General features: G+C 71.9%; 13 protein-coding genes. 5 read left to right on the top strand and 8 right to left on the bottom strand.

Translation table 11 applies throughout. The features are described from left to right. On the bottom strand, positions 1–642 hold a 642-nt coding region (locus E1293_RS16600), incomplete at its 3' end, for an NAD(P)H-hydrate epimerase (protein WP_132198305.1). A 184-nt stretch (positions 643–826) separates the two neighbouring features. On the opposite strand from E1293_RS16600, the gene E1293_RS16595 reads away from it, so the two are divergent. From E1293_RS16595 to E1293_RS16585, 3 genes are all read left to right on the top strand, one after another. Next, a complete protein-coding gene (locus E1293_RS16595) occupies positions 827–1,723 on the top strand; it encodes a helix-turn-helix domain-containing protein (protein WP_243716268.1) in 897 nt (298 codons plus the stop codon). Beyond that, positions 1,614–1,985 (top strand): DUF397 domain-containing protein, encoded by a 372-nt coding sequence (locus E1293_RS48610; RefSeq protein ID WP_132198304.1) that lies wholly within the window; start codon positions 1,614–1,616, stop codon positions 1,983–1,985. The genes E1293_RS16595 and E1293_RS48610 overlap by 110 nt, the downstream gene beginning before the upstream one ends. Positions 1,986–2,246: 261 nt before the next feature. Continuing rightward, the gene (locus E1293_RS16585; protein WP_132198303.1) at positions 2,247–2,450 is read left to right on the top strand and encodes a DUF397 domain-containing protein; all 204 of its coding nucleotides are present in this window, start codon (positions 2,247–2,249) and stop codon (positions 2,448–2,450) included. A 163-nt stretch (positions 2,451–2,613) separates the two neighbouring features. On the opposite strand, the gene E1293_RS16580 is transcribed toward E1293_RS16585, so the two are convergent. The 3 genes from E1293_RS16580 to glmS form a co-directional block, all read right to left on the bottom strand. After that, complete coding sequence (locus tag E1293_RS16580) at positions 2,614–3,594, bottom strand: ABC transporter permease (protein ID WP_132198302.1); 981 nt, start codon at positions 3,592–3,594, stop codon at positions 2,614–2,616. A gap of 6 nt (positions 3,595–3,600) precedes the next feature. After that, a complete protein-coding gene (locus E1293_RS16575; protein WP_132198301.1) occupies positions 3,601–4,545 on the bottom strand; it encodes an ABC transporter ATP-binding protein in 945 nt (314 codons plus the stop codon). A gap of 78 nt (positions 4,546–4,623) precedes the next feature. Next, positions 4,624–6,468 carry a glutamine--fructose-6-phosphate transaminase (isomerizing) gene (gene glmS, locus E1293_RS16570; RefSeq protein WP_132198300.1) on the bottom strand — a complete coding sequence of 615 codons (1,845 nt, stop codon included), beginning with the start codon at positions 6,466–6,468 and terminating at the stop codon, positions 4,624–4,626. Positions 6,469–6,591: 123 nt separating this feature from the next. On the opposite strand from glmS, the gene coaA reads away from it, so the two are divergent. Continuing rightward, a complete protein-coding gene (gene coaA, locus E1293_RS16565) occupies positions 6,592–7,533 on the top strand; it encodes a type I pantothenate kinase (protein WP_132198299.1) in 942 nt (313 codons plus the stop codon). An 11-nt stretch (positions 7,534–7,544) separates the two neighbouring features. Here the strand turns inward: coaA and E1293_RS16560 are convergent, their stop codons facing one another. The 3 genes from E1293_RS16560 to E1293_RS16550 all read right to left on the bottom strand — a co-directional run bounded on the left by E1293_RS16560 (position 7,545) and on the right by E1293_RS16550 (position 9,778). Further along, positions 7,545–8,915 carry an alkaline phosphatase PhoX gene (locus tag E1293_RS16560; protein ID WP_132198298.1) on the bottom strand — a complete coding sequence of 457 codons (1,371 nt, stop codon included), beginning with the start codon at positions 8,913–8,915 and terminating at the stop codon, positions 7,545–7,547. A gap of 177 nt (positions 8,916–9,092) precedes the next feature. After that, positions 9,093–9,416: a hypothetical protein gene (locus E1293_RS16555; protein ID WP_132198297.1), complete on the bottom strand. Its 324-nt coding sequence runs from the start codon at positions 9,414–9,416 to the stop codon at positions 9,093–9,095. After that, positions 9,398–9,778 carry a site-specific integrase gene (locus E1293_RS16550; RefSeq protein ID WP_132198296.1) on the bottom strand — a complete coding sequence of 127 codons (381 nt, stop codon included), beginning with the start codon at positions 9,776–9,778 and terminating at the stop codon, positions 9,398–9,400. The genes E1293_RS16555 and E1293_RS16550 overlap by 19 nt, the downstream gene beginning before the upstream one ends. Before the next feature lie 44 nt (positions 9,779–9,822). On the opposite strand from E1293_RS16550, the gene E1293_RS16545 reads away from it, so the two are divergent. Further along, positions 9,823–10,587 (top strand): chymotrypsin family serine protease, encoded by a 765-nt coding sequence (locus tag E1293_RS16545; protein WP_132198295.1) that lies wholly within the window; start codon positions 9,823–9,825, stop codon positions 10,585–10,587. 114 nt (positions 10,588–10,701) lie between these two features. Here E1293_RS16545 and E1293_RS16540 read toward each other — a convergent pair whose 3' ends face one another. Next, a complete protein-coding gene (locus tag E1293_RS16540; RefSeq protein WP_132198294.1) occupies positions 10,702–11,331 on the bottom strand; it encodes a DUF4328 domain-containing protein in 630 nt (209 codons plus the stop codon). Positions 11,332–11,469: the final 138 nt, after the last annotated feature.

Raw genomic sequence — 11,469 nt, 5'->3', positions numbered from 1 at the left:
GGCGGCGACGACGTCGGGGTCGGGCAGGTGGGGGCCGAGCCCGATGTCGACCAGTTCGACCACACCGCAGTAGGACGCTCCCGGGTCGATCAAGAGGCCCGGCTTGTGCGTCCCGAAGGTGACGGTGACGTCGGCGTGGACGGCGGTGCCCTCGACGCGGCCGGTGCTCGCGTCCACACCGCTCGGGACGTCGCAGGCGACGACGATGCCGGTCGATTCGGCGGCGAGCGCGGCGTAGCGGGCGTGCGGGTCGCGCAGGCCGCCGGTGCCGCCGATGCCGGTCAGGCCGTCGATGATCAGGTCGGCGGCGGCGATCGCGGTTTCTTCGCCGGAGCTCAGGAGGCGGCCTCCGGCGGCCCGCAGGTCGGCCAGGCCCGCTTCGTGGATCTTGGAGCCGGCCCGGACGGCGTGCACGCGGGCGCCGCGGCGGGCCAGGCGGGCGCCGGCGTAGAGGGCGTCGCCGCCGTTGTCGCCGCCGCCGACGAGGAGGACGACGCGGGACCCGTACACGGCCGGCAGGACGCGCGCGCAGACCGACGCGAGGCCGGCGGCGGCGCGCTGCATGAGCGCGCCGTCCGGGAGCCGGGCCATGAGGGCGCGCTCCGCCGCCCGGACCTTGCCGACCTCGTGCGCGTACCTCATCCGCGGCTCCCCAAGTCGATCACATACTCAGCCTGCCACGCGGAGCCGTTTCGCAACCCCGGAGGCCCCTCAATTGCATGTTTCGTTGCAACTTTCGGTGTCATGTGCGCTCGGGAATCATCGGTCGTAGAATCTTGTGCATCCGGTCCGATGTATTCGCGCCGCGGCCCCCCGGTGCGGCAGAATGCGCCCAGATCAGTCCGCCGGGACTGGAGAGGCCCGAGCAATGAGCACTTCCCGTGGTCCCTCCGTCCGGCAGCGGCGGCTGGCCGCCGAGCTCCGGAGGCTGCGCGAACGCAGGGGCCTCACCGGAGACGAGGTCGCCGAACGGCTCACCTGGTCCACCGCCAAGGTCAGCCGGATCGAGAACGCGCGGACCGGCGCGAAGATCGGCGACGTGCGGCGCCTGCTCGACCTGTACGAGATCGACGGCGCACGGCACGAGGACCTGATCTCCCTGGCACTGGACGCCGGGCAGCGGGGCTGGTGGGAGGACTACCGCGACCTGCCGAGTTCGCTCGCCGACTTCATCGCCCTGGAGTCGGAGGCGACGGCGACCAGGGAATGGGGCAGCACCGTCTTCCCGGGGCTGCTGCAGACGGAGAGTTACGCGCGCAATGTCATCGCCGGCTGGAGCAGCCTCGCGACCCTGCCACCGCAGGAACTGGAACGCAGGCTGGACGTCCGGATGCGGCGCCGGGAACTGCTGGACGGGCCGCTGGAACTGTCGGCGGTGCTGGACGAGGCGGTTCTGCAGCGCCGGATCGGCGACCAGAAGGTCATGCGCGAGCAACTCGAACATCTGTGCCTGATGACCGAGCGCCCGAACGTGACCGTGCAGATCCTGCCGTTGGGGATCGCACACGCGGTATTGGCTGAATCGTTTATTTTGCTGGAATTCTCACCGGTGCACGACATCACATTTCCTGATATCGTCCACACCGAATCCCTGACAATCAGCCACTTCGCGGATGAGGCTGTTACGTATATGTACAGGCTCGCCTATTCAACCCTGGCAGGTCAGGCGCTGGACGCCGCGGAATCGCGGCGGCGCATCGCCGAAGCCAAAGACGCCTGGTGACGGGTCCGCTAAGGGGCTCAATCCTTGTGAAAGGCACCGAGTGTCCCCTTTCGCCACTCCTGCTCCGCACTGGAGGAGAAGCGCCCACTGCGGGGCGAGTAACACGTGCGTCGAAATCGCCACACTGGCCGATTCGTCCCATCCCATTGGGGCGCGGGACGCCAAGCACGGTATGCAGAGCCCGGTCCTGTCGTTCTCCCAGGGAGAGTGGCGCGACTTCCTCGGACGAGCCAAGAAGGGCGAATTCGACTTGGGCCGATGACACGGCGATGACACATCGCTGAGTCCCGTCCGCGGCCCCTCGCGGGGCCGGCGCGCGGGCTACGCCGTGCGAGCCGGGTGCACCGCCGGCCCGGCTCGCCGCCCTCTCCCCCGCAACTCTGGAACTACCTCGGCACGCCTGTCACCCGGGTACCGCACCGCCCGGACGTGATCAGGCGTTTTTTGCGATCTTGTTACCGTGTGGTTGAGCACCGGCAGCGCCGCCGCGGAACCGAATGCATCATCGACACAGGGAGCCGGTATGAGTTCGCCTGAGACACCGCCCGCCCGCTGGAGAAAGAGCACCCGATGCGGCCCGAGCAACTGCGTCGAGGTCGCTCGGCTGGACGGGGACGCCATATCCGTGCGAGACACGCAGGACACCGCGACGATTCTCGCGTTCGGGCCCGCCGAATGGCGTCGGTTCGCCGAAGACGTCAAGGACGGCCGTTTCGACCGTCCCTGAAAGACGCTCTGCAACTTACACCGGAGTTGAGAATTTCAGATGCTCTGAGAATTGCATGAAGCGATAGACGGTGCGGGTCGCGCCAATACACGGCGGACATCTTCCCGCCGAACACCTCCGGGCCGCAGGAATGACACCCGGATGATCAGTGGAACGCCTTTTGTCAGGCGACGCGGACGCCCCTCGGGACCTGGCGGAGAGGGGTGCGCAGGCGGGCGGCGGTGAGGGCGGTGGCGCCCGCCGCGAGGGCCAGGTCGAAGGCCAGGCCCCACGGCCAGACCGCCGGTCCGTCGTTCCGCCCGTTCTCGTAAGTGCCGTCGCCCTCGCGGATGTCGCGGACGCTGCGGCTGAGCTCGCCGAGGGGATCCGACGAGGGCGAGCGGCGCATCACCCGGTCGCCGATGACGATCTCGGTCTCCGGGAGCCGCGGCGCCGCGTCCGCGAGCACGACGACGGGGTTCGGGGACAGCAGCCACCAGATGCGCTCGGTGTGCTCCTCGGTGTAGACGACATCGCCCCCCTCCTCCGGTCCGTGCTCCTCGGCGGTGATCGGGATCGCCAGCATGAACAGCAGCGGCGTCCCGACGAGCAGGGCGAACATCGTCACGTACGACATGAGGATCGAGGTGACGCTGCGGGCCAGCAGAGCCGACCACGCCTGCGACACGGCGCAGACGACGCCGACGAGCAGGGCGGTGACGACGAGGACGACCAGCGCGCGGCCGGGGCCGATGGCGCCCTCGGCGACCGGCAGGAGCAGGCTCGGCAGCGTCAGGAGCAGCGCGACCAGGCTCGTCCCCCAGGCGGCGGCGAGCTTGCCGAGCGTGATCTCGGCGGGGGTGAGCCGGGTGACCTGCAGCGTGGCGAGCGTCCCGCGCTCCCGGTCGCCGTTCACCGACTGGCCGCTGAGCGCCGGGGTGACCAGCAGCATCAGCACCAGCACCCCGAGTAGCACGCCGCCGAACATCGGGACGCCGGGCTCGTCGCGGGGCGAGTTCTCGCCCGCCTCAAGCGCCAGCCGGAACAGCAGGCCGAGCCCGTTGACGCCCAGGAACCAGGCCGCGAGCAGCACCTTCCACCGGCCGGTCCGCAGCCGGGTCCTGATCTCCTGCCGTGCCACCAGGCCGATTCCGCGCGCGGTCATGGCCGGTCACCTCCGGGTCTCGGTCATCGCCAGGTAGGCCGATTCGAGGGCGCTGCCCGCGGGGGCGAGGCCCGTGACGGGCACGTCGGCCCGGACCAGCTCGGCCAGCAGCCCGGCGGCCTCGGCCTCGGTGAGCGGGCCGACCTCGGTGCCGCCCGGCAGGGCGGTGGCCCGCATCGAGGGCCGCCCGTCGAGCAGGCCGGCCAGCGCGGTGGCCAGCCGTTCCGGTTCGAGCGAGCGGATCCGCCAGGCGACCCGTGCGGACGCGCCGGCGAGCTCCGCCATCGCGTGGTCGCCGGCCGTACGGCCGCGGTCGACGAGGACGACCCGGTCGGCGATCTCCTCCAGCTCGCTGAGGATGTGGCTGGACACGAGCACCGCGACGCCGTCGGCCGCCAGGGACCGCAGCAGGTCGCGCAGCTCGATGCGCGAGCGCGGGTCCAGGCCGGACGCGGGCTCGTCCAGCAGCAGGACGCGGGGCCGGTGCACGAGGGCGCGCGCCATCCCGAGCCGCTGCTTCTGCCCGCGCGAGAGGGCGTGGACGGGCCGCCCGAGGTGGTCCTCCAGGTGGACGAGGCTGAGCAGCGCCCTGACCCGTCCCGCACGCTCCTGCTTCGGCAGCCCGTAGGCGTCGGCGAAGAACACCAGGTACTCGTCGACGGTGAGCTGGTCGTACACGCCGAACGTGTCCGGCATCCAGCCGAGCGCGTCGCGCGCCTGGGCGGGACGGGTCAGCGTGTCATGCCCCGCGATCCGCACCGTGCCCGAGTCGGGCGCGAGCAGCGTCGCGAGGATCAGCAGCAGCGTCGTCTTGCCCGCCCCGTTGGCGCCGACGAGCGCCGTGACCTGCCCGTACGGGACGCTGATGTCGAGGCCGCGGAGCGCCTCCACCGGGCCGAACCGCCGGGTGACACCGCGCGCCTCGATCCCGAGATCGCCGTCTGCTGCCACCCGCCACCTCCGCCGCCAGGCCGGTCTCGATCTTCGTGAGACGCGGCCCGGAGGCGGGAGGTTCCGGAAATGCGGGCCCTATTCGACGGTGACGGACTTGGCGAGGTTGCGCGGCTGGTCGACGTCGTGCCCCTTCGCGGTGGCCAGCTCGCACGCGAACACCTGCAGCGGGACGGTCGTGACCAGCGGCTGCAGCAGCGTCGGGACGGCCGGGACGCCGATCAGCGTGTCCGCGTACGGCTCGACCGACGCGTCGCCCTCCTCGGCGATCACGATCGTCCGGGCGCCGCGGGCCCGGATCTCCTGGATGTTCGACACGATCTTGTCGTGCAGGACGTCCCGCGCCCGCGGCGGCACCACGACCACGACCGGGAGGCCCTGCTCGATCAGCGCGATCGGGCCGTGCTTCAGCTCGCCGGCCGCGAAGCCCTCGGCGTGCATGTACGCCAGTTCCTTGAGCTTGAGCGCGCCTTCCAGCGCGACCGGGAAGCCCACGTGGCGCCCCAGGAACAGCACGCACCGCTCACCGGCCAGGGACCGGGCCAGTTCGCGGACCGGCTCCATGGTCTCCAGGACCTTGTCGACCTTCTCCGGCATCCGCTCCAGGAGCTGCACCATGGCGAAGACCTCGTCGCCCCATTTGGTGCCGCGCACCTGCGCGAGGTAGAGCGCGATGAGGTAGACGGCCACGAGCTGGGTGAGGAACGCCTTGGTGGACGCGACCGCGATCTCCGGCCCGGCGTGCGTGTACAGCACGCCGTCGCATTCGCGCGGCAGCGTCGAGCCGTTGACGTTGCAGATGCCGAGCAGCTTGGCCTTCTGCTCCCGGGCGTGCCGGACGGCCATCAGCGCGTCCATCGTCTCGCCCGACTGGGAGATCGCGATGACCAGCGTCGCCGGCGACAGGATCGGGTCGCGGTAGCGGAACTCGCTGGCCAGCTCGACCTCGCAGGGCAGCCCGGCCCAGTGCTCGATCGCGTACTTGGCGATCAGGCCCGCGTGGTAGGACGTCCCGCACGCCACGATGATGATCTTGTCGACCTCGCGCAGCTCCCGGTCCGGGATGCGCATCTCGTCCAGGTGCAGGCGCCCGTCGGCGCCGATCCGGCCGAGCAGGGTGTCGGCGACCGCGCGCGGCTGCTCGGCGATCTCCTTGAGCATGAAGTAGTCGTAACCGCCCTTTTCCGCGGCCGACACGTCCCAGTCGACGTGGTACTCCGTCACGTCGGCGGGGCGCCCGTCGAAGTCGGTGACCGTGACGCCGGCGGCGCGCAGCTCGACGACCTGGTCCTGGCCCAGCTCGATCGCGTCGCGGGTGTGCGCGATGAACGCGGCGACGTCGCTGGCGAGGAAGTTCTCGCCGTCCCCGACGCCGACGACCAGCGGCGAGTTGCGGCGGGCGCCCACCACGAGGTCCGGGTCGCCGGTGTGCACGGCGACCAGCGTGAACGCGCCCTCCAGCCGGCGGCAGACGCGGCGCATGGCCGCGGCGAGGTCGCCGCCCGCCTTCAGCTCCTCCTCCAGCAGGTGCGCGACGGCCTCGGTGTCGGTGTCGGAGACCAGGCCGTGCCCGTTCTCCGCCAGCTCGGCGCGCAGCTCGGCGAAGTTCTCGATGATCCCGTTGTGGATCACCGCGACGGAGCCTGTGCAGTCGACGTGCGGGTGCGCGTTGCGGTCGTTCGGCGGGCCGTGCGTCGCCCACCGGGTGTGCCCCATGCCGAGCGTCCCCGCGGGGGGCGGCTCCTCCGCCAGGGCACCGCGCAGGTTCACCAGCTTGCCCGCGCGCTTGGCCGTCGCCAGCTTCCCGTCGGCCAGCACGGCCACCCCGGCCGAGTCGTAGCCGCGGTACTCCAGCCGCGCCAGCCCCTCCACGACCACGTCGAGCGCCGGGCGGCCGCCTACGTACCCCACGATTCCGCACATGGCGGCAACTCTATTCGGTGTCCCGCGCCGGACCTACCCGCGAGTGCCGTACCGGCATGACGCTAGCGTGGGCGGAGGGTGAAATCCCGGTGACCGGATGACACTCCCGGTTAATGTTCAGCCATGACGAGCGGATGGGACAGCGTGCCGAGCCCCTACGTGGAACTCTCCCGCGACGCCTGGCGCGGCCTGCGGGAGAACACGCCGCTGCCGCTGACGCCCGGCGAACTGGAAGCGCTGCGCGGCCTGCGCGACCCGATCGGCATCACCGAGGTCGAGGAGGTGTACCTGCCGCTGTCCCGGCTGCTCACCCTGTTCTTCCAGTCGGACGGGCGGCTGCGCGACACCGTCAGCGGCTTCCTCGGCGGCGAGGTGCGGCCCACCCCGTTCATCATCGGGGTGGCGGGCAGCGTCGCGGTCGGCAAGTCCACCACGTCCCGGCTGCTGCGCACGCTGCTCGCCCGCTGGCCCGAGCACCCGAGCGTCGAGCTGGTCACCACCGACAGCTTCCTGCACCCGAACGCCGTGCTGGCCGAGCGCGGCATCCTGGACCGCAAGGGGTTCCCCGAGTCCTACGACCGGCGCGGCCTCGTCCGGTTCGTGTCGGCGATCAAGTCGGGCGCGGCGGAGGCGGCGATCCCGGTGTACTCGCACCTGGAGTACGACATCGTCCCGGACGCGGCGCAGACCGTCCGGCGGCCCGACATCCTGATCGTCGAGGGGCTGAACGTGCTGCAGGCGCCGCCGCCCGGCACCCTCGGCGTGTCCGACTTCTTCGACTTCTCCATCTATGTGGACGCGCGGGTCGAGGACATCCGGCAGTGGTACATCGACCGGCTGTTCGCGCTGCGCCGCACCGCGTTCACCGACCCGCGCTCCTACTTCCACAAGTACGCGCACGAGCTGGACGAGGACGAGACGGCCGCGTTCGCGCAGCGCGTGTGGCGGGACGTCAACGAGATCAACCTCGTCTCCAACATCCTGCCGACACGCGCCCGCGCGACTCTCGTCCTGCACAAGGACCGCGAACACGCCGTGCAGCGCGTACGCCTCCGCAGGATCTGACCGGGCCGTAGCTAGCGGCCCCAGGGGCCGGTGACGGCGAAGGTGGTGCCCGGCTCGTAGACGTTGACGAACATCGTCTTGTTGTCCGGGGCGAAGGTGACGCCGGCGAACTCGCCCCACGCGGGCTCGTCCTCGGTGCCGATGCTCTGCCGGTTCCGGGCCATCGGGTACACCGTGCGGCGGCGCGACACGCCGAACACGTGCTGGGCGCCGTTCCCGTCCTCGCACACCATCAGCCCGCCCTGCGGCGCCAGGCAGATGTTGTCGGGCGACTCGCCCGCCTTCTGCAGGTCGGTGTCCGGGCCGAACACGATCACGAGGGTGAGCCGGCGGTGCCGCGGCTCGTACGACCAGACCTGCCCGTAGTGGTCGGCGCGCGACCCGTCCGCCGTCTTCGCGAAGCTCGACACGAAGTAGACGCGGTCGCCGCCCCAGTAGCAGCCCTCCAGCTTCTGCGCGTGCGTGATGCCGCCGGGCCCGAAGTCCTGGAACCGGATCGCGGTCTCCTTCGCGAGCGGGTCCGGGACCTCCTTCCACTCGACGCCGCGGAACACGGTGCCGGGCTTCTGCACGACCGACAGGTCCGGGACGTCGGGGACGCACAGCGACTCAAGGCGCCCGCCGGCCCGCAGGCTGCCGAACCCGCCCCGCGGGTTCTCCGGCAGGAACCGGTAGAAGAGCCCGAACGGCTTCTCGAACGCGTCCTCGGTCTCGTAGACGGTGCCGTCGCGCGGGTCGACGGCGATCGCCTCGTGCTGGAACCGCCCCATCGCGGTCAGCGGCTCGGGGACGGTCCGCTCCTGCCGGAACGGGTCGACCTCGAAGATGAACCCGTGGTCCTTGGTGTAGTCGCCGGTGCCCGCCTTGTCCTCGGTCTCCTCGCAGGTCAGCCAGGTGTGCCAGGGCGTGGGGCCGCCGGCGCAGTTGACGGCCGTCCCGGCGATGGCGACGCGCTCGGTGTGCACGCGGCCGGCGTGGTCGACCTCCAGGGCGGTGCAGCCGCCGAGGCCGCCCGGGTCGTAGGTGACGTCCTCGACGGGCGGGACGCGGTGCTCGGCGTCCGGCCGGTTCTCGTGGTTGCGGACGAGCCAGGTGCGGCCCCGCCGCCCGGCGAAGGCGGCCATGCCGTCGCAGTGGCTCGGCACCGCGCCCTCTCCCGAGCGCAGCGGGTCGCCCTCGCGGGACAGGACGGTGTAGCGGAAGCCGCGGGGCAGGTCCAGCAGACCCTTCGGATCGGGCACGAGCGGTCCGTACCCGTCGTGTCCGCCGGTCGGCGCGGCGGCCGCACTCCCGGCGAACAACTGCTCGACGGCGCCGGTGAAGGCGATGCCCGCCCCCACCGCACCGGTTCTCGCGAGGAGCTGGCGTCGCGAGACTGACATGGGCACACTCCCTGAGTTGGAACGATCAAGACCCTCCCAGGCCGTTGTAACACGGGTCACACGGCCCTGGTATGGCACACATGCACAGTGCCGCAGGTGTCGGTGGGCGGGCCCACCCCGGGAACGTGCGGCCCGGACGCGTGCCGCGTCGTGGCCGCTCGCCCCTCGCCCGGGTCTTCAGGCCGTGGCCTGTGACTCTCCGGTCATCTCCGGGGGCGTGCGAGGGCGGACGTAGCCGCCCAGGTGGGCCGCGGGCATGCGGGCCGGGGCCGGCCGCCGGTCGGCCAGGAAGAGCGGCCCGCGCGGCCGTCCCTCGGCCAGTTCGGCGAGCCGGCGCGTGGTGACGTCCTGCCAGCGCACCCAGCGGACCGCGCCGTCCCTGGTGACGCGGCCGCGGTCGCGGGCCATGTCCACGTCCTCGACGTTGAGCGAGAGCACCCAGTCGGCGCAGGCCGCCGATTCGTACATCAGCCGCCAGAACGTCAGCTCCCGCGGGGGCACGTCGCGGCGGTCCAGCAGGGCCGCGATTTCGCGCCGCTCGATGACACGCGCGCGCCCCGGGGTTCGGGCCGCCGCTCGATGCCGGCGGCCAGGTCGCCCGGGTCCCAGCCGCGCCGGGCGGCCCAGGCCGTGAACGAGCGCAGCGCGGAGCGGTGCCGGTTCCAGGTCCGGGCGGCGGCGCCGTCCCACGCCGCGTGCGGGACGAGATCGCCGCGGCCATCCAGCGGGACGTCCGGGATCAGGCGGGCGCCACGTTCGCGCGGAGTTTCGAAGGTGCCGGGAACGTTCTCGGCGTCGGCGTCGGGCTGCCCGCCGCCGACGGCGGCGGGACCGGGTCCGGGGAACCGGTCCTCACCGTCCATGTCGCGGAACCGGTGGGCTCCGACGAGGTGCGGTCGTCGACGCCATGGGCGTGCGGTCCGCGGCCGACGCGCCGATGCAGGTCGTCACGAGCGGCGTCATCGACGCGCTGGCGAACCGGGGCCGGGTCCGCTCGGCGCCCGGCGGGTTCTCGCTCGCCCACCACCGGGTGACGGACGGCACGCTCGGCTGCCTGGCGACGGGCAGGGAGCAGCCGCGCGACGACATGCTGCTCTGCGTCAGCAACAACCATGTCCTCGCCGACACGAACCGCGGCATGGCCGGGGACTGCCTCTGCCAGCCCGCGCCCGCCGACGGCGGGACGTGCCCGGCCGACCAGGTCGCCGCGCTGGAGAGGTACGTCCCGCTCGACTTCTCCGGGGGCACGAACCTCGTCGACTGCGCCACCGGCTGGTGCTGGCCCGACCGGGTCCGGCCCGAGATCGGCTTCCAGACCAGTGCGGGGATCGAGCTCTTCCGCATCACGGCGGAGATCGAGACGCCCGCGCTGGGGATGGTCGTGGGGAAGTCCGGGCGCACCACGCAGCGCACCAAGGGCGTCGTCACCTGCGTCAACTGGTCCGGCAGGGTCCGCTACGGGACCTCCGGGCAGGCGTTCTTCGCCGACCAGATCGTCATCGAGCCGGCCGAGGGCAGGCCGTTCGCGGCGCCTGGGGACTCCGGTTCCTGCATCTGGACGTGGGACGACAAGCAGGCCATCGGCCTCCTCTTCTCGGGGACGGGGACCCACACGTTCGCCAACCCGATGTCCCTGGTGGCCTACGCGCTGGACATCGATCTCTTCACCTGAGAACCGGGCGGGAGCCGGAGTCCATGGGGGACGCCGGGCGGCCTCGGCGGCCTCCGGCGCCCCCATGACCCTTCCGCGGCGGCGGCGGTGCCCAGACGACGATCGACGCGCTGGTCACAGCGGTTGTGGACTGGCCCCCAGGGTGAGGGCGTTCCGCAGGCGGACGGCGTGCGCCTCCTGGTACCGGGTGACGCGCCAGATGATGAGCATGGCGAGCTGTGCGGCGAGGGCCGCGATCTCCATGACGATCGGGAACAGGATGGTCTGGAAGCCGCCATCGGCGTCCAGGTTCGCGACGCGCCCGCCGACCACGCCGACGAGCCACAGCGTCCACCACGCGTTGACCGGCCAGGCGGACGTTCCCGCGGGCGCACTGGCCCGCCACACGCCGAGCACGACGCTGCGCGGCACCCACAGGTTGAGGAGCGGGACGATCCAGCCGGCGATCACCCAGGGACGACCCCAGTCGTGCGCGAGGTCGTCGATGACATCGGCGTTCCGGCGGGCCTGCCACAGCCAGGCGATCACCGCGACGCCGGCGAGGACGACCAGCGCGATGTCGGCGACCGTCCCGATCGCGACGGCGCCGTCCGGTGCCACCCCGCCGTCGCGGATCAGGCCGATCGCGGCCAGCACCGCCAGGATGTTGAGGAATAAGGCGTTGATCCCCAGCGCGACGACCGCGACGATCGCCGCGGTGCGCGGCGGCCGGACGGTCTCGGCCGGGGAGGAGGCATAGGTCATCGGTGCTCCGGCGCGGGGGAGGAATCGGCCCCTGATCTTCGCGCCCCGGACACGTCCGCGGAAGCGCCGAACGATCACAACACCGTGACGACCTCCCGCGTCCCCGAACCGCGGGCACGGGCCGCCGCGTCGCAAGAC

Origin of the sequence: Actinomadura darangshiensis (assembly GCF_004349235.1) — a bacterium.
Taxonomy (GTDB): Bacteria; Actinomycetota; Actinomycetes; order Streptosporangiales; family Streptosporangiaceae; genus Spirillospora; species Spirillospora darangshiensis.
The sequence above is the reverse complement of the archived record's forward strand: the minus strand, read 5'-3'. Positions and strand labels throughout refer to the sequence as shown.